This is a genomic window from Bradyrhizobium frederickii (assembly GCF_004570865.1).
Classification (GTDB): Bacteria; Pseudomonadota; Alphaproteobacteria; order Rhizobiales; family Xanthobacteraceae; genus Bradyrhizobium; species Bradyrhizobium frederickii.
Window position 1 is genome coordinate 1 of the sequence record NZ_SPQS01000033.1, and the last position, 23,437, is coordinate 23,437.

Sequence of the window (23,437 nt, forward strand, 5' to 3'; positions counted from 1 at the left end):
GCTTCTGCCAGGCATTGCCGATCGGCTGCATGCGCGTCTTCATGACGCCTTCCTGCAGCTCGGCGGTGACGTTGGACAGGCGCTGCAACGGCACCTTGAACTCGGTGTCCTCGTTGCGGCGGGAGATCTCCAGGAGCTGGTTGCGGGTCAAGACCAGCTCGGAGACCATGGTCATCAGGTGCTCCAGCGTATCCACGTTGACGCGGATCGACTGGTTGGCGATGCGGTCGCCTTCGCCGGCACTCTCGTCGGCCATCGACTTCTTCGGCGCGGCCTTCTCCTTGGCGGCAGGCTTCGCTTCCTTGGCAGCGTCCTTGGCGACTTCCTTGGCCGCAGGCGCTTCAGCCGCCGGCGCGGGTGCGACCTCGGCCTTGGCAACGGGCACCGGCGCTTCGATCGCGGTCTCGCGGAAGGCGCGCTCGAGCTCGTCGAGCGAGACTTCGCCCGGACGCAACGGACGCTCCAGGGTCTGGTCGACCAGCGAGCCGGTGGCCATCTCCTTGGCGGGCGCGGCGACCGGGGCTTCCGGCACCAGCGGCGGAGCCTCAGTGACGGGAGCAGAACCTGCAGCCATCGCCGCCATGCCCTGCTCGACCATCGCTTCCAGCTTGTCGATGAGGTCGCGGTCGTTGCCCTCGGGCTCGGCCTCGGTGGCTTCGAGGCCGGCGAGGATTTCCTTGATGCGGTCGATCGAGGACAGGATCACCGTCACGGCTTCGGCCGTCACCGGCATGCCGTCACGGAATTTGCCCATCAAGGTCTCGCCGGCATGGGCCAGCGCTTCCAGCCGGGGCAGGCCGAGGAAGCCGCAGGTGCCCTTGATGGTGTGGACCAGGCGGAAGATGTTATCCAGGATCTTGGCGTTGTTCGGCTCCTGCTCGAACTTCACCAATTGATTGTCCACGGTGTCCAGGCTCTCGCTGGTCTCCGTCAGAAACTCCCGCAACAGATCATCCATGAAAACAGGCCTTCATACAGGAAGGGCGCGCACGAGGTGTGATGCGCCATCTCGGAATGGTGCCAGCTTCACCGCAAAGCGTTTAATATTGGTTGAGTATGTGCAAAAGAACGGAATCAACAAAGAGATAAGGCGCTCCGGACAAGCCGAAGCGCCTCGTAAAGATTTGCTTAAGAGGCCGGGCGCGACGCGCTGTTTACGAAGCGGTAACGGTGATGGCTTCGCCTTCCAGCGCAAGCTTCACGGTGAGCCCGCAGGCCTGCGCCAGCAGCCGCGTATAATAAGGCTGGATCGCGTGCGCATCCGCGGCCGGCCCGCGCTCGCCGCTCAGCAGTTCGGAGATGTTCTGCGGCAGACGCGCGTTATGACCGGTCGCGGTGATGCGAAAGCTCATCGTCTCGCCCTCGCCGATCGGGTCGACCGTCAGCATGCCGCCGCGCGGGATCGTATGCTGGGCGACGACCAGCATGTTGAGCAGCAGCTTGACGCGGTTCTTCGGCAGGAGGAGCCGCGGCAGATTCCAGGTGATCGAGCACTTGCCGTCCTCGATGTGGCCTTTCGCCATGGTCTGGGCATCGCCGAGATCGATCTGCGCGCCGGAGGAGCCGGCCGCGCCGAAGGCAAGACGGCAGAACTGGAGCCGGGCGGAGGCGGTCTTGGCGCTCTTGCGGATCAGGTCGAGCGCGAACTCGCGGTCTTCGGGCTTGGGATCGTCGTCGAGCACTTCGAGCCCGTTGACGATGGCGCCGACCGGGCTGATGAGGTCGTGGCAGACCCGCGAGCACAAAAGCGCGGCGAGTTCGAGCATATCGGGAGCAGTAGCGGTCGCGGGCGACGAGGCGTCAGACATATAAAGGGGTCCTGGAGGGTTCCTGGAATTGCACGGCGCTGGACGCCGCGAATCACGCATGCTTGACGGATGCTGCGGGTTCTAACATTCGCCAGCCCGCGGCAGCTAGCTTGCGATCACGTCGAGGCGGTCATAAGCCCAATCGAATCGATCGGGGCGAATCAGTCGAGAAGGAACGAATTGCCGATGATTGAGGCATCCAGGTGAGGCGGATCATCGACGGCGCGGCCGCCTCCGGGCTGATGGAGCCCTTGACGGCGCTGGTCGTGAAGGCGGGCGAGGCGATCCTGTCCGTCAACCGCGCGGCAATGCAGGTCGACGGCAAGCAGGATGGCTCGCCCGTGACCGAGGCCGACCTCGCCGCCGACCGCATCATCGCGGAGGGCCTGGCACGGCTCGCAGCCGACATCCCGACGCTCTCGGAAGAGCGGGCCCAGTCCGCCTCCCCGCCGTTTGAGGGCAGCTTCTTCCTGATCGATCCGCTCGACGGCACCAAGGAGTTCATCGCCGGTCGCGACGAATTCACCGTCAACCTCGCCCTGGTGACATCAGGCGTGCCGCTGCTGGGCATCGTCAGCGCGCCCGCGCTCGGCGTGCTCTGGCGCGGCATCGTCGGCCGCGGCGCCGAGCGCCTGAGGCTTGACGGCGCTACCATCGGCACGGCCGAGCCGATCCACACCCGCAAGCTGCCGGCGCGGGGCGAGCCCTGGATCGCAGCGGTAAGCCGCTCGCATGGCGATCCCAGGAGCGAGGCGTTCATCGATGACAGGCCCAACGCCGTAAGAAAGACCTGCGGCTCGGCCGTGAAATTCGGCCGGATCGCGGAAGGCAGCGCGGACATCTACCCCCGCTTCGGGCCGACCTGTGAATGGGACGTCGGGGCCGGCGCTGCGGTCGTGACCGCGGCCGGCGGCAGGGTGACCGACGGCAAGGGCGGCGAGCTCCGCTTCGGTGCGTGGCAGGCGAGCGGCTTCATCATCCCGGAATTCATCGCCTGGGGCGATCCGCAGGCGGTAGGCCGCTACTGACCGAGCTGTTCCAGAAGCGCTGGCCAGCGCTTGCCGACCTCATAGAGGAACCGTTCTGGATTGGCGGCGAAGGCGTCACGATTGGCTTCCCGGCTGAACAAATAGAGCCGCTGCGCCGCGATCGCGAAGAAACGGGGATTGCCGGCGACGGTGACGCCGCGGGCGATATCGGCGGGATCGTAGCCGCCGAATTGCGGCCCATAGATTTCGGGATGGGCCAGGAAGGAGGCGCGGTTGCCCTCGTTGCGGAAGCGCCAGACCGCGCCCCACAGGTTCGCCTCGAACTCCGCCGTGCCCCGCACCGCCCGGCCCTCGACGAAATAGGCGACGGGGTCGTACCCTTCGATGGCGATGCCAGTGAAGCGGTTGACGACGACGCGCTCGGTGGTGGCGGCCTCGGCCGGCAACCCCGCGCCCCCTATGCCCGACAGCAGGCAGACGAGGAGCCCGATCAAGGCGATTCCGGGGCGCAAAGGGCTATCTTCCTGCCGTTGTGCCGTCATAGTTGCTGCGGATAACATCCGAGTCGAGGGGACATCCGGTGCAATCTAGAGCCGTGCCTGTTGGCGTCAGGTTAAGGAAGCGACCGGATTCGGTACCAGGGGTTCTTTCATGACTTTCGCATCACGCCTTGCTGCGCTCGCGCTTGCCGCGATGGTCGGCTGGATCGTGCCGGCCTCGGCCCAGACGGCGCCGCCGCCGGACCTGCCGCCGCCGCAGCGGACCCCGACGCCCACTACCTACGGGCCGGACGAGCTCGTCACCGCCGGCCACCGCTTCTTTGGCAACGTCTCGCGCGGGCTCGCCTCGATCATCGAGAAGGCGGTCAGCCAATGGGGCCTGCCCAACGGCTACATCCTGGGTGAGGAAGGTTCCGGCGCCTTCGTCGCCGGTCTGCGCTACGGCGAAGGCACGCTCTATACCAAGAACGCCGGGGATCTGCGCGTGTACTGGCAGGGCCCCTCGCTCGGCTTCGACTGGGGCGGCGACGGCGCACGCACCATGACGCTGGTCTACAACCTGCCCGCCACCAACGCGATCTACCAGCGCTTCGCCGGCCTCGACGGCTCGGCCTATATCATCGGCGGCTTCGGCATGACGGCGCTCACCGCCAACAACATCGTGCTGGTGCCGATCCGCTCCGGGCTCGGCCTGCGGCTGGGCGCCAATATCGGCTATCTCAAATACACCCCGCGGGCGACCTGGAACCCGTTCTAGACTCCTCTGCTCCCATCCGGATACGGATCAAGGTTAACGATAGGCCGGGGCTGGCTTTCTGCCGGCGCCCCATGGCATGGTCGTTGGTAAATTTTTCCTTAGCTCCGGGAGTTCTGCCCCATGGTCGAGCCGATCATGTACCTGGCGATCGGTTTCCTGCTTTCGATGCTGTGCGGGCTCGCCATCGTGCCGCTGGTGCATAACCGCGCCGTGCGCCTGACCACGCGCCGGCTCGAGGCCGCCACGCCGCTGTCGATGGCGGAGATCCAGGCCGACAAGGACCAGCTCCGCGCCGAATTCGCCATGTCGGCGCGGCGGCTCGAGATGAGCGTCGACCAGCTCAAGAACAAGACCACGAGCCAGCTCGCCGAGCTCGGCAAGAAGAGCGACGCCATCAACCGCATGAAGATCGAGCTCGGCGAGAAGAACGCCACGATCTTCGCCCTCGAGGCGCGCGAGAAGGCGGTGAAGGAGCAGCTCCGCGCCACCGAAGAGGAATTCAACACCAAGACCCAGGCCTTGCGCGAAGCCGAGATCGCGCTGGCCGACAAGCAGGCCGAGCTCGCCAAGATCAATGCCGAGCTGTCCGATCGCTCGATGATGGCGGAGAGCCGCCAGGTCGAGCTGCTCGCCGTGCGCGCGCAGATCGAGGAATTGAAGAACCGGGTCGGCGACGCCGAGAAGGAATTTGCCGCCACCCAGGCGCGCCTCGCGCAGGAGCGCACCGAATCCGAGACCGCCTCGCGCGAGCTCAGCGAGGCGCGTGGCCGGGTCGAGAATCTCAGCCAGCGCGTCACCGAGCTCGATCGCCAGCTGCTGTTGCAGGTCAAGGAAGCCGAGATGCTGTCCGGGCGCGTCGCCGACCTCGAAGGCCGCCTCGCCACGCAGGGCAAGCTGCTCGCCGAGCGCGACTACGAGAACAATCAGCTCCGCCAGGCCAATGAGAGCAACGAGCGCACCATCAAGGAGCTGCGCGTCGAGATCGCCGCCTTGAGCGGCGGCAAGTCGTCGGCTGCAATGGAGTCGCTGCGCGCCGAAAAGGCCGCGCTGGAGGAGCAGCTGCGCACCGCACGCGACGAGCGCGCAAAGCTTCAGCGCGACGTCAACGCGATCCAGCAGCAGGCGGAGAGCTCCTGGGCGACCGAGCGCATGGAGAACGCGCTGTTGCGCGAGCGCATCAACGACATCGCCGCCGAGGTGGCCAAGCTCGCGATGCAGCTCGAAGGTCCGAACTCGCCGATCGAGGCGCTGCTGGCGGCCGAGGCCGGCCAGCCGCCGAAGCCGGCGCCGCGCCCGGCCAACGACGCCGCGACCAACGGCGCGCCGAGCCTGCCCGAGGGCGGCGGAACGCTGGCCGAGCGGATCCGGGCGCTGCAGGCCCACGCCTCCCGGGCCCGCCAGCAGGGCGCCTAAGCCTCCCAAAACCGTCCCTCCGTCGCGAATTGCGTGGCCGAGGCAAGGTTTCCGTCCTCCGCGGCACCTGGAAACTTGACACCTCAAGCCCGCACTTCTAAATCGCGGGCTCCGATGCGCCGGCCGGCCGACAAGGTCCGGCCGTCTGCATGATGGTCCCGGGCGCATAGCTCAGCGGGAGAGCGTTCCCTTCACACGGGAGAGGTCCAAGGTTCGATCCCTTGTGCGCCCACCATTTAGCCCTTTCCCGCAGTAGCTTAGCGACCCTGTTCCCTTGAGGTGTGCCCCCAAAAACCTGGGGCACAACAGGGGCACACGCGCGGGACAAATCGCTCCGCCGGGGCTAACCCTCACCGGCACCAATCAAGAGAGCCCGCTCTGGTCCGCTCCGACAATATGGTTGGCCGCATCGACCATCACGACGTCAAGACTTGGCAGGCAAGACTGCCGGTTCCCGCTGAGATTCGAGACCGGCTCAGAACCGCGCACTGCAGGAAGCATGTCGGCTGCAGCAACTGTGATCGCTGGTGCTATATGCCCGAGAAGCGCGCGGGCATGGGGCGCTGGCAGGGCTCGTGCTCGCGCTCCTAAAAAGAAAGGCAACAGCACATTGATGAAGGCAGCGCGAGCTTGGGTGCAGCGGTTGCTCGGCGCTACTGGGAAGATACCGAAAGCGAGCTCGAAAGCTTACTCAGAGACGCGGCGGATCCGATCAGTGCACTACGGGAGTATCCGAAAAATCTTCCGGAGATCGCTTGAGAGCAACAATCGGCTTTGCCTTTGCAGCTTCATGTCGGCCGAATATGATGATCTTCCGGATGAGGTGACGGCAGAGGTTCAGACCTTCTCCGACGTCAACGTGGCCTGGATCAGCAAGGCGGTTGTCGCCGCCGACGTGGCGCGCCCAGATAACAGCCAGGCGCGGGCACGTGCGATCTTTGCGGCAGTCGCCGGAGCTCAGCTCATGGCGAGAAGCCGCTCTGACATATCATTGTTTGACGCGTTGATCGAAAGCTACCGGGCCACAGGGCTCCTGCCGGCATAGAAGCATGACCGTCGCTCGGTCCCTGTTAGCGTTCAATCCGATGCGTTGCTGGCGTTGGCTGGGCCCGTCGCGGGAGGCGGCTGAGCGGCACGGCCGCTATCACTCGGCCATCCGCGCTTCTGCGCTTGATCGAGCGACGATCGTACGACCAAGCGATGGAAGGGCGCGATAAGCGCGATGTAAGCCCGGCCCAGCAGACGATTGTAGAAGACGAGCGTCGTTACGATCAGTCGACGGGGCCGGCCCTCGGATGTCGGTTGCAAGAGGACCGACACACGGAAATCGAGATGCCAGTCGTCTTCTCCCAGGATGATCTCGTCCTGGTCTCGATCGAAGACACGAAAGATGCTGATGCGGTCGCCTCCGCTGGACTGCAGATCGGCTGCTCTTTTGAGGCCGAAAGGCCGCACTAGAATGTCTCGGATGCTCATCAGCATCGCGATCCACTCAGGTTGCTGTTCGAAGACATGTCGTGCGAGCGCCTCTACGTCCCCAGAGGCCGTTTCTGGCAAGTCCGCCGAAAACGCATCGGCAAAATCGCCTCGGCCATAGGACGAGCTCAGCCGCGAGACCGACGGCAAGTCGGCCGGCTCGATCTTGGGACACCTACGCATGCTCGGGCACCGACGCTGGGCTCCGAGCCCCCTCATAATGCGGGATCAGAATGGTCATGGGTGGCCTCCCCGGTTCACACGGATTATGTCGGCAGGAGCGTATGGCGCAAAGGACTTGGATCCCTTAGAATGCGCCAGCGATGCACATCGTCGGATTTTTCGTTTACCCAGGCCATCAGATCCTCGACCTTGCTGGCCCGTTCGCTGCCTTCGAGACCGTGGCCAAGGTCGCCGGGCGGCCGCTTTACAGGCTTGAGGTCCTATCGCGCGCCGGTGGACTCGTCCCGAGCAGCGGTGGCGTTCCGGTGACCACCATGGCGGCCGGTGACGCCAATGTGAACACGCTTGTCATTTCCGGCGGCGACATCGCCCCGATGCTTAAACCGGGCGAAGTGCAGGCGGTGGCGCGGCTTGCCGTGCGGACATCCAGGATCGCGAGCGTCTGCACTGGTGCATTTCTGCTGGCCGAGGCAGGACTGCTCGATGGAAAACGCGCCACCACGCATTGGCGGATGGCGCACCAGTTGCAACGGAGGTATCCAGCGGTGGAGGTCGATGCCGACAAGATCTTTATCGCCGATCGCGCTATCTGGACATCGGCAGGCGTCACGGCAGGCATCGACCTTGCTTTGGCGCTGATCGAGGCTGACCACGGCGTCGAACTAGCGCGCAAAGTAGCGCGCGAACTTGTCGTCTATCATCGACGCGCCGGCGGACAATCGCAATATTCCCCGATCTCTCAGATGGAACCGGAGTCCGATCGCATAAGGATCGCATTGGCTTTCGCACGCGATCGTCTGCAGGAGCCGTTACCTATCGAACGCCTTGCGGAAGCTGCGCGTCTCAGCCTTCGTCAATTCGGCCGCGCATTTCGGCGCGAAACGGGTGAGACGCCAACGAGGGCTGTCGAACGACTTCGGCTCGAAGCGGCCCGCGCACGATTACAGGCCGGATCTGAGCCGATCGAGGCGATCGCGCAAGCGGTCGGTTTCACCGACCCCGAGCGCATGCGGCGAGCCTTTGTAAAACATTACGGCATGCCTCCCAGGCGGTCCGCCGCCTCGATCGGCAGACCGGCAAGTGACTACTCTCGGCCCTAAATGGCTGAGCTTCGGCAACGCTGGAGATCGTCACATCTTGACCTTGCCCAGGATCGGCCCGGTGGACCACCATCCGGGTCCAACCCGCCTTTGGCAGGAAGATGCGTCCTTCGAATTTGATCTGTTACGGATCCGGATAGCGATAGGCATTGCTATGTGGGTCGACCACCTTATGCTTCCGCATATAGAGGCAGAACAACTAATCCCCTATTCGAGGATTGGCCGCCGCGATATCCTGGATACTTCGCGTACTATCGGAAGCAGCAGTTCGTACGCCTGCATTGATGGCATTCGTAAACCAGATTCGGGCACCCTAGCAGTTCATGAGTCCCGCCACCTGAATTAGCACCGGAGCGCGCCGTCAATTAAGCGAGTATCTAGCGTGATGTTTTTTGACAGAAACACGTCGGTCGATACGCCGATTCGTCCTTAGCTTCGCAAAGCGGCGATGCTCCGGATCTCGATCTTGAAATCGGGCGAGGTTAGCGCATCAATGCCAATGATCGACCACGCGGGGTACGGCTTTACGGCATAGCGTTCTTTCGCCGCCATGAAGGCTTCGAGATTATGCTGGATATCGACATGGTAGCTAACGACCTCGACCAAGTCGGTCATATCCAGACCCTCAAGGCGCAAAATCTCGGCTGTTCGTTGCAACGCCAGTTCCGTTTGCTCAGCGACGGTGTCACCGATCTTTCCATCGGGCCTGCGCCCGATTTGACCGGCGATAAAGAGCAGCCCGCCGGCCCGAACGGCGGGCGAGTAGCCAAATTTGTCGTATGATCCGATACTGGCTGCGAAGGTTGGGTTGTCTACTGGAATCTCAAGAACTGTTTTTCTCATTGCGGCAATCTTCTTGGTATCCTGCGCCTTTGCGCGTGGCGGAGCGATTGCGACGATGCCGGCGGCAGCACCGGTGAGCGTCATCACGGAGCGTCTGTTAAGCGGTTCGATCATCGGTCCTCTCTATATCGTGAGTATCAAGCATCGCGCATCAGCGCATCCAATCGGACGAAGGTGGCGTGAAGCCGCGAAGACCGGCAAATACGTCGAAGCCCGGTGGCCGCGCGCCATGGATCAGAGGTTCGAATCGGGTTCGCGTCAGGCGCATGAATGCGATCCGCCACTGGCCGTTGTCCCAGCGATAGCGCTCTTCATAGAACCCGGTCCCGTAAAATCCCGTCGCACCGGAGAAGTTCTTGAGGTCCACTGGATGGGGCCACTCAACCAAATCCATCATCGCCCACACGCCTTCGGCAGTGTGGGGTCCGGTCAATCTGATCTCAGGGGTGTGGCAATGGTGGGCGGTCATTGAGGCTTCGAGTCGCCGAGCCAGATCATCGACAAAAGTTGCACCGTTACCGCCAACAATCGTGAAGCCTTCAAGTTGCAGTTCGGGGGTGAACAGCTCTTTCAAGCGGCCCCACTGCTTGCCGTCTATGAAGCGGCAGTAGCGAGACTTGAGGCGCTTGATATCCTCAATGTGCGCCAAGTCTCCCGGCGTTTCTCCGGTCATGATTTGCCTTAATAGTCACCGAAAGCGCTAGTACTTGCAGCCAACCTATCAAGGTCGCTACCGCCGAAAAACGACGTAGATCCCTCATTCCTGGCCGCTAGAGCGGCTTCCACCCGATGTGAGAGGTTGTCCTGGTTGCCACATGGACGAGCATGGATAAGCAAATTTGTTGAGGGATCTGCGCTGCGAGGCTCTTTGGAGAACTGACGACCTCCTCGAGTAGCCGAATGCAGCACCAGTTCAGCTCCTGAAAACATCGCCCAAATTGAACGAAAGACTTCCGGACACGCTGCGGTACCCGCACAATTGGCCCTGAGCCATGGCGTGAATTGAGGGAACGATGTCGTTTGGGCCCGGCGTTGATCACGATAAAAATGCTTGAGCGCAATTCGGCGCTGCTGACGTGACAACTGGAGCATTGCACATGGCCGAAGACATCGAGTCAAAGCTAAACGTCTCGGCGTCGGCCGATCTTTCGCGCCGCGCGCTCATGCTCGGCGGTCTCGCCGGGGCTGCCGCGGTCCTCGGCGGTTTACCGCTGCCTGCAGCCATCGCCGCCGAAGCCATCGATGCCGGCAGCCCATTCCACATCCTGTTTGTCCTGTACGAGAAATTCACGCTCCAGGACTTTGCTGGCGCAAATGAGGTACTTGCCCGCCTTCCACATGTGAGGGTTAGTATCGCAAGTCCGCAGGGTGGCACGATCATCTCGGATACGCACGTCTCGATCGGCGGAAGCCAGAAGCTCGCAGACGTGCAGGGCTGCGATTTGATCTGTGTCCCCGGCGGCACGGATCGCTCGACGATGATGACGCCTGATGTGCAGCAGGATTTGCGACGCCTCTCTGACGGGGCAAAATACGTCACCTCGATCTGCAACGGTTCGCTCATCCTTGGAGCAGCCGGCCTTCTGAAGGGGCGACGAAGTGCCTGTCACTGGGCGCAGCGCAATTTACTTCCGCAGTATGGGGCCATCCCAGACCCCGCTCGCGTCGTCATTGACGGCCGCTACATGAGCGGCGGAGGAGTAACGGCCGGCATCGACTTCGCCTTAACCGTAGCTGCCATGCTGCGCGGCCCCGTCCAAGCTCAAGTCGTCCAGTTGCTGATGGAGTACGAGCCTGACCCGCCCTTCCACTCAGGCCGCCCCGAGAGCGCACCGCCTGAGGTTCTAGAGGCTTTCAAGACTCAGTATGCGGCACTCGCAAAAATTGCCGGCCTCGTGAAGGGCTGATAGGAGCACCCTCGTGAAGACGCTGCCCTCATTCGTGCGGACTGCTGGTTTGGTCGCATTGTCTGTCTGCTTTGGCACTGCGAACGCGCAGGACCGCGTCGCGCCCGCCCGCCCCCTGCCTGCGCCTTCCGACATCAGCAGCGCGCTTCAAACGCTGGTCGCAAAGCCACCACCGGCCGACTTCAATCAGTGGCCCAACACTCCACAGGGTTGGGCTGAACGGCAGCGATCGAGTGAGGCGAACGGCACCAAGACGGCGCTGGCCTTGGCGGAGCGCCTGCATGTGACCGTGACACCGATGGTGATGGGCGGCGTGCGCGTGTTCGATGTCATGCCTTCCAGCCTAGCGCCGAAAAATCGCAATCGGCTGCTGCTTCAAGTTCATGCGGGATGCTACGTTCTTGGTGGCGGAGAGGCGGCGGCTGTCGAGACGATTTTGATGGCAGGCTTCGGTAACTATCACGTCATCGCTATCGATTATCGCATGCCACCGACCGCTTATTTCCCGGCTGCGCTTGATGATGTGGTTGCCGTCTGGAAAGAGGCGCTCAAGACTCGCAATTCCTCACAAATGGCCATTTTCGGCACCTCAGCCGGAGCTGCACTCACACTTGCAACAATGTTGCGCGTTAGAGATCAAGGCATCCCGCTTCCTGGCGCCATCGGGCTTGGCGCTCCGATGGCGGACCTGACCGGTGTCGGCGACAGCTTCGCCACCAACTCGATGATTGACAACGTTCTGGTGTCACGCGAGGGCTTCTGCGAGCCGGCAGCTCGCCTCTACGCAAACGGGCACGATGTCGCTGATCCCCTCTTATCACCTATCTACGGGAAGCTTGCGGAGCTTCCGCCAGCGATCCTGACGAGCGGCACGCGAGATTTACTGCTGAGCAGCACGGTACGCCTACACCGCAAGCTTCGCCAGTCCGGTGTGGACGCACAGCTCCAGATCTTCGAGGCCATGTCTCACGCGCAATATCTTCGCGATGACACCATGCCAGAGACGCGCGAGGTGTTCGAGGAGATTGCGTCATTCTTTGACGGCCATCTCTCGAAATAGCAGACCTGAACATCCTAACGCCAAAAGCAAGGCGGGAGCCGAGATCCTATTTCTTCATGATACCGAAATTCCCCAACATGGAGCTGCTGTGATGATGATGGACCATGTTTCTCCTTTTCTCGAAGGAATGCGCGCTCGCAACCCTGATTCTCTTGGCGAGCATCTCGCCGATCACGTGGTGCTGGAGAGTCCAATTTTTTACGGAGCCCTTTGTTGGTAAGGAGGCGGCTCTGGGCGTGCTTAGGGTCCTTCTTTCGGGCATCGACTAGTTCGAGGCGACCGACATCATCGCGGGTGAGAACCGCGCTGCCATCATGTTGCGAATCCGCGCGGGAGACGCCGAGGTCACTGGCGTTGATGATCTGAGCGTCGACACTGATGGCCGGATCGCAAGGATGTCGATCCAGTGGCGCCCTCTTGAAAAGTTCGTCGCGATCCAGCAACGGCTCGCTCCCTTGATTGGCGCGCCGAAACTTCGCCTCGTTCAGATATAAGTGTCGCTGACCTACCGGCCTCTGGCCAGCTCGCCTGGTGAACTGCCCCCCGTTTCGACCGGACACCGGCGTTAGCCGGAGGAGCTAGGCCTAGTCCTAGGCATACGCCTATGTCCGACACGTTTTCGAAGGTGGAAGTCATCACCGGCGTTGCCCGGCGGCGGCGGTTTACGACGGAGCAGAAGCTCTTGGTCGTCAACGAGACGCTGCAACCGAGCATGTCGATCAGCTATGTTGCTCGTCGCCATGGGCTCTCCCCGAGCCTGGTCTTCCGATGGAGACGGCTGAGGAAGCGGTGCGGGCCGACGAGAATGTGGTCGCCGCGTCCGAGGTCCGGCGGCTGGAGGAACGGGTTCGAGACCTCGAACGCCTGCTGGGCCGCAAGACCATGGAGATCGAGATCCTCAAGGAGGCTCTTGATCTTGCACGCGTAAAAAAACCGACCTTGCTGTCGCGATCGCAGGCACCGGAGGATGCCCCGTGAAACGGATCGCAGAGACCCTCGGGGTGGCCCGCTCCAACCTAATTGAGCGAGCGGGTGGCAAGCGTCCGAAGCGCGGTCCCCAGACCCGCGCCGGGGATGCGGAGCTCACGTCTGATATCCGTCGCCTGGTGGATAGCCGCCCAAGCTATGGATACCGGCGGATCGCCGCGCTCCTCAAGCGCGAGCGGCGATCCGCCGGCCACGACCCTGTCAACGCCAAGCGCGTCTACCGACTGATGAAGAAGAGCGGCTTGTTGCTGGCCCGGCATACAGGGCGCCGCACCCCGCGGGCCCATGACGGAACGATCATGACAAGCCGCTCCAACGAGCGTTGGTGTTCGGACGCGCTGGAATTCACCTGCTGGAAATGGCGAGATCGTGCGGTTGCCTTTGCCCTGGACAGCCACGACCGCGAGGTCATTAGCTGGGTGGCCACAACAGCTGGGATCTCCGGTGAGATGATCCGGGACATGATGGTCCACTGTGTCGAACAGCGGTTCGCCGACATCCGGGCTCCGCGCAAGGTGCAATGGCTGACCGACAATGGATCCATCTTCGCCGCCTATCGCAACCTTGAGATTGCCGCCGCCCTGAACCTCGAGCCCTGCTTCACGCCGGTCGAAAGCCCCGAGAGCAACGGCATGGCCGAGGCGTTCGTCAAGACCTTCAAGCGTGAGTATGTTCGTGTGAACCCGATCCCTGACGCGAGCACCGCCCTACAGCGGATCGACCAATGGATGGAGGATTACAACTCAGAACACCCGCACTCCCGGCTGGGCTACCGCTCACCGCGGGAGTACATTGCATCACTCAAACCAGCCGAGTGTCCGGTCTGACGGGGGCAACTCCACCTTGATACAATCGCATTTATTTGATCGATTGTGCGGCTCTGTCGCTTAATGCGAGCTCAAATGTCCGGCTCCCACGAACGCCCCTTGCATTTGAGCAATACACGACGATCGCCTCCGGATCGCCTTCAGCGCGCGGTCACTGACCGCTCCGGTCCGCCTCTAAGTGTGAGCTAGCTGCCATTGGAATTTGCTCTAGCTCTTCAAGCGAATTCGCTATTTCTCCGCCCCACCACATATGGCAAATGACACCTGGATTTTGGCACAGGGCTATTAGTCCTCGTTCTCAAGCCAAACGACGCTGTATGGCAGACCTCCGCACTGCTCGAAGGAAAGTCGCAGATGCCGGACATCCTAGGACGAGGGTTACCCAGCTCCATAGAAGGCTACGGCAACGTGAACCCCTTCGCTGGGGCATTGCGGGTGCCCGGTCCCATATCGCGCGCCGCGACCGTCCTCCGCAGCGCCACGCGTGGGGTTCCAAAAACACTGCCAAGCGTCAGGGCAGCGCTCGACGCATGCGAGCTTCGGAATGGTGCGACCATCTCATTCCACCACCATCTCCGCAACGGTGATCGCGTCCTGAATCTGGTACTTTCCGAAATTGCGGCGAAGGGGTTGAGAGACATTACGGTGGCGGCAAGCGCGCTGTTTCCCGTCCATGCTCCACTGGTCCAGCACATCCATCGTGGGGTTGTCAGTGGACTGGCGGCGAGTACCATCTATGGACCGCTTGCCGATGCGGTTTCAAGGGGGGAACTGGCTAAACCCGTACTGATGTTTACGCACGGGGGCCGTGCGCGCTGCATCGAATCCGGCGAACTTCACATCGACGTAGCCTTCGTTGCTGCGCCGACCGCCGATGCGTACGGTAATCTCAACGGCGTCAACGGCCGGGCCGCCTGCGGTCCGCTTGGCTATGCAGTTTCCGACGTTCAGTACGCCGATCGCGTCGTCGCCATTACGGACAATCTGGTTCCATATCCGGCTACACCGATAGAGATTTCACAAGACTGCGTCGACTTCGTCGTCGCCATCGATTCCGTCGGCGATCCGGAGCAGATCGTCTCGGGGACCACGCGTCTGACGACAAATCCCACCGGTTTGCAGATTGCCGAAACGGCAGCCAAAATAATCCAGGCATCCGGATTGCTTAACGAAGGCTTCTCGTTTCAGACGGGTGCCGGCGGCGTATCGCTTGCCGCGGCGGCCTTTCTCCGAGACATCATGATTCACCGCAAGGTGCAAGGCAGCTTCGCTTCCGGAGGCATCACCGGTGGGATCGTCCAAATGTTCGACGCGGGCCTGTTTCGTGCATTGCTCGATGTACAGGCCTTCGACCTCGAAGCCGTCGCATCCTTTCGGCGGAGCCCGGCTCATCAAGGCATGTCGGCTTCAATGTACGCCAATCCGCACAATCGCGGATGTGTCGTGAACCAGCTGGATGCAGTCATCCTCGGCGCCGCCGAAGTCGATCTCGCCTTCAATGTCAACGTAACAACGGGAAATCAAGGCCTGATCCTCGGAGGATCGGGAGGACATGCGGACACCGCTGCCGGAGCCAAGCTCACATTGATAACCACGCAACTGACCGCCGGTAACGTGCCGAAGATAGTCGATCGCGTCAAAACGTTGACCACGCCAGGGGAGACCATCGATGTCGTCGTCACCGAATCCGGCGTCGCGGTCAATCCTCAACGCACCGACCTGCTGGATCGCCTAAAGTTCGCGAATATACCTGTGGTCTCGATCGAACGATTGAAGGAAGAAGCGATACGCAAGGCAGGCCCAGTGACGGCGCGCGCCATCGAGAACGACAAGATCGTCGCAGTGGTCGAATACAGGGATGGCACCGTCATCGACGTCGTGAGAGCGGTGCCGACGATCTCGACGACGAGGACCTGGAGATCCGGTGAAAGCCCCGACCGCGGTTAGGTCACATCCTTGATCGAGCTATTTTCGTCGACTGTGCATTTGGGCCTCCCGGAGGAGAAGATCTATTATGACCGCGCTCATTAGCGAGGATGATGTCATTCGTAGCGTCGCGGACGCTCTCCAATACATTTCCTACTACCATCCACCAGACTACATTCGTCACCTGAACTATGCCTATGAAACCGAGAAGAGCCCCGCGGCGAAGGATGCGATCGCCCAAATTCTTGTAAATTCGCGAATGTCCGCTCTCGGAAAGCGGCCCCTGTGCCAAGATACGGGCTTGGTAAGTGCATTTGTGAAAGTGGGCATAAACGCGCGCTTCGCGGCGACACGAAGCCTTTCCGACCTGATCAACGAGGGCGTGAGGCTTGCCTACACGGACCAAAACAATCCGCTACGAGCATCGATCGTGTTCGATCCGCTGTTCGCTCGTAGGACACGCGCGATAATTCGCCGGCGGTGGTTCATGCCGAACTTGTGCCCGGCGAACACCTCGACATCACGCTTTGCGCCAAGGGCGGCGGATCGGAGAACAAGGCGCGGTTCGTCACGCTCAATCCAAGCGATTCCGTCGTTGACTGGATATTGGACACTATACCGACGCTGGGAGCCGGCTGGTGTCCGCCCGGGATCATCGGAGTTGGAATCGGAGGAAGCTGCGAGAAGTCACTCTTGCTAGTCGACAGCCGTCGATCCGTCTGGATTGCCCTCGATCGAACATGTGATGACATCCGGTCTCCGCTGTGTGAGAACATCGTGTGACAACCACGGCGTCGCATATTCGTCAGTAGCACACCGCCACCACCCCCCGTGGCGACCACAAGTGATTGGACAAGTTCTCGTCCCTCTGGACGGCGAAAGTCGACAACGAACGAGCGTTTTCCCTTGTTGAGGCCGGTCCAGTACAGGCTCCGACCTCGCGGCATCATCGGTTGACGCACGTAATCGATACCTCCGCCCGGCATATCGACCCGGATCACATCTGCGCCGAACTGCGATAGGGTCATACCGGCGAGAGGTGCGGCGATAAACGCCGAGTTCTCCACGACGCGAAGTCCCTGCAAAAGTTGATAGTTCATCACCGTCCTCAAGGCTCGTCAAAACCGGCCACCCAAATCTGCTCGGCCTGGGAGTGACGCAATCTAGTCTCGCTCATGACCGCAACAATCAGACTTATCTTGCCAATTATGCAGATTTACCGATCAAGCGGCCGAGCTTGCGAGAACGGCCGGAGTTTTGGCCGTCTTCACGCGACAGCCACGGTAGCAGGCATCACCGACACAGAAACCGAAGGCCCTGCGGTCCTCATACCCGTGCTGCGACGATGTACGACGCCAGGATCTGTCATCCGATGCTGCCACTCACCGACCGACGGGAGCACCTGATCATTCGGTCGTCAGCCTCTCGATCGCGCGTTTGGTTCTCCTGACGTGTTTGGAGGGACAGTGACGCTGGAGCGTCGGAGAATTCTGCGCTCGTAGTTGCCCGCGAGATGCAGGAGTCGTCGCTTAAATGAAGGGATCGGCGTCCCGCAATCTCCCTAAGCTGACGCACGCGCTCGACGAGAAAATCGTCATCCATCGGCTCGATTCTCCGAGATAGCCCGACATCATGTTGATCAACGCGAACGCACACCTCATGCGAGGACGTATTGCAAACCACTATGGCAACGAGAACGATTTAATAATTGGTCGGGAGCCGTTTGGCTGGCATCTTCTCGCCGTTTCTCCCGTGCATCCTCCTGGGTGCCACTGACTTGAGCCCGGCACATCTACGCCGGGCTTTTTTATTGCATTTGCGCGCGGCCACTTCAAACACGTCGACGTCACGTTGACGGGCGCGCGGTAATCGCTCTTAGCACGATAAGCAGGCTAGCGCCGCAATCAGGCCGCTTTCGACAAACGCGTCTTCTAAGCTTGTCTGCCTAGACCTTGTACCACCTGCAACGCTGGGACCAGCCGAAAGCAATGATGCCGTCGACGGCAAGAGGACGATCCGCTTATCCAACCGTCTGGTATCACTGGAACCTTGGAGTGTCCCTGGAGCCCACTGTCCAAAGAGCTCGTGGCCCGAATTGCTGGCATCACGCATTGCTTGCGACCCGGACGCGCTCCGGCGAAAACTCGGCTCTTATCCTGTTTCCATCGCGATCGAGGCTGGGGACCCCGCCATAGCACTTCGACTCGCCGCGCACCGAACTACCAGGCGCCAGGAGTTCGATGTCGCCACCATCGGTCGCCACGGTAACGTACTTGTTTTGCGGGTGGTCGATCAGATCCTTGAGTTCGGAAAAATGTCCGAACGCGATGCGCGCGCGTGACAGGCGCGCGACACACTCATCAGAATCAAGCTTTACGATTTGGTCGGCACACCACGCCTCGACCTGGGCTCGGTTCTCGATGCGAACCTTATTGCTCTCGAACCCCGGAGCGAGCACCTGCGTCGGCGCTCCGAAGACATCGGCACACAAGGACTTCCACTCACGCTCATTTTGCACCGATATCAGGACGTCCTTGCCATCGCGGCACGCAAACTTCCCGTACGGAACAATGGACGGATGCCTTAGCCCAAGTCGCATTGGCGTAAACTGCCCGTACTTGTGCTGCAGAAAGGGGACGTTCATCCAATCAGCCATCGCGTGATAGAGAGAGACGTCGATCACACGGCCCTTGCCGGACCTCGAGCGCCCCAGCAAGCCTTCAAGGATTGCCTGGTAGGCGGTCATGCCGGCCGCGATGTCGCAGACGGAAACGCCAACACGCGCGGGTTCATCGCCGATCCCATTGACCGCACAAAGGCCTGTTTCTGCCTGAATCAGGAGGTCATAGGCCTTCTGCTCGCTTCTTGGTCCCTCGCGGCCATAGCCGCTGATATTGCACACGATCAGCCGCGGATTGAGCACCAGGAGTTCATCGGAGCTGAAACCGAGCGATTCGATCACACCGGGACCGAGGTTTTGAATGAAGACATCGGCCCGCCTCAGCATGTTCTTGAGCAGCGCCTTATCCTCCGTCGCTTTCAGGTCCAGAGCGATTGATTCCTTTCCCCGATTGAGCCAGACGAAATAAGCGCTCTGGCCGTTCACGAGTGCATCGTACGCCCGGGCAAAGTCTCCCTCCGGCCGCTCGACCTTGATCACTCTCGCGCCGGCGTCAGCGAGCTTGCCCGATGCATAGGGCGCGGCGACGGCGTGCTCGACGGCAACAACAATGATGTTAGAGAGATCCGTCATTGTGCGTTGCCTCCATTCCTGTACCTGAAGACTGTGGCCCAATTGCCTTCTCCGCAACTGCATTGTGCCGATGGGTGCTATTGACTTACCCTATCGAGAGTCCCGCGGCTTTCAGTCATTGGTTTTCGCAATATCAGAGGTCAACGATTCGGTGTTGCGGTCGCAGAAGCGGATGCTTAACGCTGCCCGAACCTCCGCGACGACGCCTTTGGGTGGTCATGACGATGAGCGATCCATTTCTTGCCTTGTTCATTCCCGCCACGAGGCCTGAACGCTTCTACAAGGCGGCTTCTTCCGGCGCCGACGCGATCGTCATTGATCTCGAAGATGCAGTTGCGGCACATGATCGCGCCGCTGCCCGGAGAACGTTGCGCGCCGTTCTTCCAACGCAGGAATTTCCCGGCCAGGTCATCATCCGCATGAACGGACCTCGAACGGCGGATCACGATGAAGATGTTCGTCTCCTCGAGGATTTGCCGAGCTCGATCGGCGTCATGCTCGCCAAAACGGAGCAATGCGAGGACCTCTCACGCCTCGCCGACTTGCTTCCGGGTCGCTTGACAATAGGTCTGGTTGAGACGGCTACAGGCATCGCCAACGCCCGCCATCTCGCACCTCTATGCACCCGAGTGGCGTTCGGATCGATCGACTATGCGAATTCGATCGGAGCCGCTCATTCGGCGCGCGCACTGCTGGCGGCCCGGTCGGAACTCGTGTTCGCCTCGGCCCTCTCGCGTGCGGCCGCGCCGCTCGACGGCGTGACAATTTCGATAGGAGACGAGGCAGGAATTGAGTCCGATGCCTCCCTGGCCCGAGAGCTCGGCTTTCGGGGCAAATTGCTGATCCACCCTGCGCAGGTCGTGCCGGCGCTGCGCGGCATGGCCCCTCCGGCAGCGGATCTCGAGCATGCCCGCGCGGTTCTCGCGGCAGGCAACCGTGGCGCCCACGGGGTCGACGGGAAGATGGTGGATGCACCGGTTGTCGAGACCGCAAGACGCATTGCTGAGGACTACGACCGAATACATCGCCGGATCGACGCCATTGTGCGCAGATCCCCCTTGGCATCGTAGTTCATCCGCGAGCCCGCCCATTCAGGACCGACCGGCGAATTAAAGAACGCGAGGAAAGGTTGCGGCGAGGTTGCCGCCAGAGAGGAGCAGATATGGAGAAACAGATAGGTATTATCGGGATCGGCCTGATGGGGCACGGCATTGCCAAAAATCTTATCCTCCGAGGGTGGAAGACCCGTTATCTAAGACACGCGGGCAACCAACCGACGGACGATCTCGATGCGAAGGGCGCGGTGGGGTGGCCTTCAGCGTCAGAGCTCACGAGAACATCCGACGTTCTCATCCTATGCGTTACGGGCACTCCTCAAGTTGAGGATGTCCTGACCGGGAGCGGCGACGTACTTGATGCGCTCCGCCCCGGTACAATTGTTATCGACTGCTCGACAGCAATTCCGAGCTCGACGATCAGGTTGGCGGAGTTGGTCTCCGCAAAAGGCTGCCACTTTGTCGACGCTCCAATGACGCGCACTCCGAAGGAGGCCGAAGAGGGCCGGCTCAACCTCCTGGTTGGTGGGGACGCCGCTGTGGTCGAGTCCTTGCACCCTCTACTTTCTTCGTTCGCGGAAAACATCTTTTACGCCGGCGGCGTCGGGTCAGGGCACCAGCTCAAGCTGCTCCACAATTTTGTGTCACTCGGCACCGTCACATTGATCACGGAAGCCGTGGCCTGCGCCGCTAAAGGAGGCGTCTCAATGGGCGCACTTGTGGACTGCTTGAGCCGCGGTGGCGGCGCCGGCGTTGCGCTCGATCGGCTCATTCCTTACATTCAAAAAGAACAAACGGAACAACTTCGCTTCACCGTGGCAAATGCTTGCAAGGATTTTTCCTACTACAATCAGATGGCTGATGAACTCGGCGCTTCGCATTTAATCGCCGCTGGCATCTATCACACCCTAGATGGTTTGGTTCGCTGCGGCGAAGGAAACGCATACATGCCCCAGCAAGCCACATTGCTTCAGAAGCATGTCATAACGTGATCGATGCCGAGGCTTTCAGCGCCTCGCCTGAAAGAAGGGACTTGTCGGTCCCTTCTTCACCGCAACACTCCAGCATCCTCACAGCGCCTTTTCCAGTTGGGGCAAGGCCTCGAATAGATCGGCAACCAGGCCGAAGTCCGCCACCTGAAAAATGGGTGCATCCTGATCATTGTTGATCGCCGCGATAATCTTAGAGTCCTTCATACCAGCGAGGTGCTGTATGGCGCCGGAAATGCCGACCGCAATGTAGAGTTCGGGTGCCACCACTTTGCCGGTTTGACCCACCTGATAATCATTCGACACGAAACCCGCATCGACGGCCGCACGAGACGCGCCCACCGCGGCGTTCAACTTCCGCGCCACGGCTTCGAGCAGCTTGAAATTTTCGCCGGACTGCATACCCCGTCCCCCCGAGATGACAACCTTGGCTGAAGTGAGTTCAGGTAGATCCGATCGAGAGATGGTTTCGCCCACGTAGGAGGACAGGCCCGGGTCAGCAACGGCCTCTTTACGCCCGACGACGGCGTTCCCGGTCTCGCTTGCCGGCGGAAACGAGGCGATACGCACCGTGATCACCTTCTTCGCGTCGGTCGCTTGGACCGTCTGGACGGCGTTGCCCGCGTAAATCAGTCGGACAAATATGTCGGCTGCCTTCACGTCCGACACTTCAGACACCTGCATCACATCAAGCATCGCGGCCACGCGCGGCATGTAGTTCTTGCCGTTATTGGTGGCCGGCGCGACGATGTGATCGTAATCGGCCGCAAGCGCGACAATATTCGCCGCCATGGGCTCAGCCAGCGGACGCTCGAGCTCCGCAGCGTCGATATGCAGAACCCTCGTCACGCCGGTCAATTTTGCCGCATGCTCAGCCGCTGCCGCGGCCTGGTAGCCCGCCACGAGTACGTGAATATCGCCACCCACCTTGGCGGCCGCGGACAGTGCCTTGTGAGTAGCTTCTTTCAGCGACGCGTTGTCATGTTCCGCGATGAGTAGAACGGTCATCGGATCGCACCCGTTTCCTTGAGCTTTGCTGCGAGCTCGCTCGCCGAACACACCTTCACGCCTGCCTGCCGTTTTGACGGCTCCTCCGTCTTGATCAGTTTGAGGCGCGGTTTAACATCTACGCCGTAGTCTGCTGGAGTCATTTCGTCGCAAGGCTTCTTCTTTGCCTTCATGATGTTGGGCAACGATGCATAGCGCGGCTCGTTCAGCCGGAGATCCGTCGTAACTATAGTTGGCATCCTGAGCCTGACGGTCTGCAGGCCGCCATCCGCCTCGCGCACGACGGTCAAAGTCGACTCCTCTATGTCGATCTTCGAGGCGAACGTACCTTGTGGCCAGCCCAGCAACGCGGCGAGCATTTGTCCCGTTTGATTGCAGTCATCGTCAATGGCTTGCTTGCCCAGAATCACGATGTCGGGTTTTTCGGCTGTAACGACTTCCTTGAGCACCTTGGCCACGCCGAGCGGCTCCACATAGTCCTCGTGCTTGACCAGAATGGCCCGGTCGGCCCCCATAGCCAGCGCCGTGCGTAGCGTCTCCTGGACCTGGGCAGGGCCGATCGAAACAACTACCACTTCGGTGGCCTTTCCGGCTTCCTTGAGGCGCACCGCCTCCTCCACGCCGATCTCATCGAAGGGGTTCATCGACATCTTCGCGTTGCCGATGTCCACGCCCGAGCCGTCGGCCTTAACACGGATTGCGACATTGAAATCGACGACGCGCTTCACCGCGACGAGAATCTTCATCGATCGAATTCTCCCGATCTTTTTTGACAGTTTGGACTGAGATGTGTGCCGGAACGACTTTTCGATCGCCTGCGCTCGATGCACTTGGCGACAGGACTTGGCTTCGGCGACGGGCCCGGATTGGAGCAACGGGCAGGCCAGCCGCACGTGGACGACGGCCTACCCCCTTCAAAGTCCGGAGCGACTTGACCTAGACCTTAACGTAGCAAGGTCCGCGGGCAATAATGGGCTCGATCGTCTCCATGATCTCGTCGTAGTCGGGATTCATGGGAAGCGCCTGGAAGCCGGTGAATCCGAGATTCTTGGATACCTCTTCCCCCGAAAAATACGCGCCCGCGACGAACCGACCGACGACATCCATTTCCTCGACCGGGATCGCATTGACAAACGCGAGCGGATCGTGAGGATTCTCCGCAGGCAGCTTGGAGACGATCTCGTAGAACCGTGGCGCGAGATCCGGGCGCGCTTTGAGTGCGCGCGGGAGCAGCGTCTCCAGAACGCCGGCGGCCCTCGCGGAGGGCATACCCAGCTCATTGTCCCCCGGGATCATGGCATCGCACAGCCACCCCAGCTGAGCGCGAATGTCTTCGTATGTAGTGGACATAAAAGG

19 protein-coding genes, 1 tRNA gene and 4 pseudogenes are annotated in these 23,437 nt (G+C 61.1%); 13 read left to right on the forward strand and 11 right to left on the reverse strand.

Features of this window, described 5'->3' with window-relative positions:
- Both E4K64_RS34845 and chpT read right to left on the reverse strand, forming a co-directional pair.
- Positions 1–958, reverse strand: a 958-nt coding sequence (locus tag E4K64_RS34845; RefSeq protein WP_209312008.1) for an Hpt domain-containing protein, incomplete at its 3' end; no start/stop codon positions are given.
- Between the two features lie 196 nt (positions 959–1,154).
- Positions 1,155–1,808, reverse strand: coding sequence for a histidine phosphotransferase ChpT (gene chpT / locus E4K64_RS34850; RefSeq protein WP_167772420.1), 654 nt, complete (start codon positions 1,806–1,808; stop codon positions 1,155–1,157).
- A gap of 203 nt (positions 1,809–2,011) precedes the next feature.
- Between chpT and E4K64_RS34855 the strand changes: the two genes are divergently transcribed.
- Positions 2,012–2,836: a 3'(2'),5'-bisphosphate nucleotidase CysQ family protein gene (locus tag E4K64_RS34855; protein WP_167772421.1), complete on the forward strand. Its 825-nt coding sequence runs from the start codon at positions 2,012–2,014 to the stop codon at positions 2,834–2,836.
- On the opposite strand, the gene E4K64_RS34860 is transcribed toward E4K64_RS34855, so the two are convergent.
- Positions 2,830–3,309: a YHS domain-containing (seleno)protein gene (locus E4K64_RS34860; protein ID WP_135167354.1), complete on the reverse strand. Its 480-nt coding sequence runs from the start codon at positions 3,307–3,309 to the stop codon at positions 2,830–2,832. The two genes, E4K64_RS34855 and E4K64_RS34860, sit on opposite strands and share 7 nt — an antisense overlap.
- 139 nt (positions 3,310–3,448) lie before the next feature.
- On the opposite strand from E4K64_RS34860, the gene E4K64_RS34865 reads away from it, so the two are divergent.
- The 4 genes and pseudogenes from E4K64_RS34865 to E4K64_RS34880 all read left to right on the forward strand — a co-directional run bounded on the left by E4K64_RS34865 (position 3,449) and on the right by E4K64_RS34880 (position 6,512).
- Positions 3,449–4,054, forward strand: a complete 606-nt coding sequence (locus E4K64_RS34865) for a DUF1134 domain-containing protein (RefSeq protein WP_126262186.1) — start codon at positions 3,449–3,451, stop codon at positions 4,052–4,054.
- 120 nt (positions 4,055–4,174) lie between these two features.
- Complete coding sequence (locus E4K64_RS34870) at positions 4,175–5,467, forward strand: coiled-coil domain-containing protein (protein WP_135167355.1); 1,293 nt, start codon at positions 4,175–4,177, stop codon at positions 5,465–5,467.
- Positions 5,468–5,627: 160 nt separating this feature from the next.
- Positions 5,628–5,702 (forward strand) — tRNA-Val (locus E4K64_RS34875).
- 374 nt (positions 5,703–6,076) lie between these two features.
- Positions 6,077–6,512 (forward strand): annotated as a pseudogene (locus E4K64_RS34880) (TetR/AcrR family transcriptional regulator).
- Positions 6,513–6,544: 32 nt separating this feature from the next.
- Here the strand turns inward: E4K64_RS34880 and E4K64_RS34885 are convergent.
- Positions 6,545–7,126 (reverse strand): DUF2867 domain-containing protein, encoded by a 582-nt coding sequence (locus E4K64_RS34885; protein ID WP_126262184.1) that lies wholly within the window; start codon positions 7,124–7,126, stop codon positions 6,545–6,547.
- 140 nt (positions 7,127–7,266) lie between these two features.
- On the opposite strand from E4K64_RS34885, the gene E4K64_RS34890 reads away from it, so the two are divergent.
- Positions 7,267–8,226: a GlxA family transcriptional regulator gene (locus E4K64_RS34890; protein WP_126262183.1), complete on the forward strand. Its 960-nt coding sequence runs from the start codon at positions 7,267–7,269 to the stop codon at positions 8,224–8,226.
- Positions 8,227–8,655: 429 nt separating this feature from the next.
- Here the strand turns inward: E4K64_RS34890 and E4K64_RS34895 are convergent, their stop codons facing one another.
- Positions 8,656–9,183, reverse strand: coding sequence for a RidA family protein (locus E4K64_RS34895; RefSeq protein ID WP_209312009.1), 528 nt, complete (start codon positions 9,181–9,183; stop codon positions 8,656–8,658).
- Between the two features lie 37 nt (positions 9,184–9,220).
- Positions 9,221–9,742 carry a nuclear transport factor 2 family protein gene (locus E4K64_RS34900; RefSeq protein WP_126261728.1) on the reverse strand — a complete coding sequence of 174 codons (522 nt, stop codon included), beginning with the start codon at positions 9,740–9,742 and terminating at the stop codon, positions 9,221–9,223.
- 424 nt (positions 9,743–10,166) lie between these two features.
- On the opposite strand from E4K64_RS34900, the gene E4K64_RS34905 reads away from it, so the two are divergent.
- The 5 genes and pseudogenes from E4K64_RS34905 to E4K64_RS34925 all read left to right on the forward strand — a co-directional run.
- Entirely contained in the window at positions 10,167–10,976 is an 810-nt protein-coding gene (locus E4K64_RS34905; protein ID WP_126261729.1) for a DJ-1/PfpI family protein, read from the forward strand.
- A 13-nt stretch (positions 10,977–10,989) separates the two neighbouring features.
- Positions 10,990–12,036: an alpha/beta hydrolase fold domain-containing protein gene (locus E4K64_RS34910; protein WP_235884883.1), complete on the forward strand. Its 1,047-nt coding sequence runs from the start codon at positions 10,990–10,992 to the stop codon at positions 12,034–12,036.
- A gap of 604 nt (positions 12,037–12,640) precedes the next feature.
- A pseudogene (locus E4K64_RS34915) lies at positions 12,641–13,850 on the forward strand (IS3 family transposase).
- 354 nt (positions 13,851–14,204) lie between these two features.
- The gene (citF, locus tag E4K64_RS34920; protein WP_135167356.1) at positions 14,205–15,797 is read left to right on the forward strand and encodes a citrate lyase subunit alpha; all 1,593 of its coding nucleotides are present in this window, start codon (positions 14,205–14,207) and stop codon (positions 15,795–15,797) included.
- Between the two features lie 67 nt (positions 15,798–15,864).
- Positions 15,865–16,475: pseudogene (locus E4K64_RS34925) on the forward strand (fumarate hydratase); the annotation flags it as partial.
- Positions 16,476–16,624: 149 nt separating this feature from the next.
- On the opposite strand, the pseudogene E4K64_RS41670 reads toward E4K64_RS34925, so the two are convergent.
- Together E4K64_RS41670 and E4K64_RS34935 are read right to left on the reverse strand one after the other, a co-directional pair.
- Positions 16,625–16,876 (reverse strand): annotated as a pseudogene (locus E4K64_RS41670) (CoA transferase); the annotation flags it as partial.
- Positions 16,877–17,880: 1,004 nt separating this feature from the next.
- On the reverse strand, positions 17,881–19,029 hold the full coding sequence (locus tag E4K64_RS34935) for a CaiB/BaiF CoA transferase family protein (protein WP_126261731.1): 1,149 nt from the start codon (positions 19,027–19,029) through the stop codon (positions 17,881–17,883).
- A gap of 224 nt (positions 19,030–19,253) precedes the next feature.
- On the opposite strand from E4K64_RS34935, the gene E4K64_RS34940 reads away from it, so the two are divergent.
- Both E4K64_RS34940 and E4K64_RS34945 read left to right on the forward strand, forming a co-directional pair.
- The gene (locus tag E4K64_RS34940; RefSeq protein WP_126261732.1) at positions 19,254–20,099 is read left to right on the forward strand and encodes an HpcH/HpaI aldolase/citrate lyase family protein; all 846 of its coding nucleotides are present in this window, start codon (positions 19,254–19,256) and stop codon (positions 20,097–20,099) included.
- Between the two features lie 38 nt (positions 20,100–20,137).
- Positions 20,138–21,076 carry an NAD(P)-dependent oxidoreductase gene (locus E4K64_RS34945; RefSeq protein ID WP_283810188.1) on the forward strand — a complete coding sequence of 313 codons (939 nt, stop codon included), beginning with the start codon at positions 20,138–20,140 and terminating at the stop codon, positions 21,074–21,076.
- A 78-nt stretch (positions 21,077–21,154) separates the two neighbouring features.
- On the opposite strand, the gene E4K64_RS34950 is transcribed toward E4K64_RS34945, so the two are convergent.
- The 3 genes from E4K64_RS34950 to E4K64_RS34960 form a co-directional block, all read right to left on the reverse strand.
- Positions 21,155–22,081 carry an electron transfer flavoprotein subunit alpha/FixB family protein gene (locus tag E4K64_RS34950; RefSeq protein ID WP_126261734.1) on the reverse strand — a complete coding sequence of 309 codons (927 nt, stop codon included), beginning with the start codon at positions 22,079–22,081 and terminating at the stop codon, positions 21,155–21,157.
- The gene (locus E4K64_RS34955; RefSeq protein WP_126261735.1) at positions 22,078–22,827 is read right to left on the reverse strand and encodes an electron transfer flavoprotein subunit beta/FixA family protein; all 750 of its coding nucleotides are present in this window, start codon (positions 22,825–22,827) and stop codon (positions 22,078–22,080) included. Before E4K64_RS34955 ends, E4K64_RS34950 begins: the two co-directional genes overlap by 4 nt.
- Before the next feature lie 190 nt (positions 22,828–23,017).
- On the reverse strand, positions 23,018–23,431 hold the full coding sequence (locus tag E4K64_RS34960; RefSeq protein ID WP_164719089.1) for a hypothetical protein: 414 nt from the start codon (positions 23,429–23,431) through the stop codon (positions 23,018–23,020).
- Between the last annotated feature and the right edge of the window lie 6 nt (positions 23,432–23,437).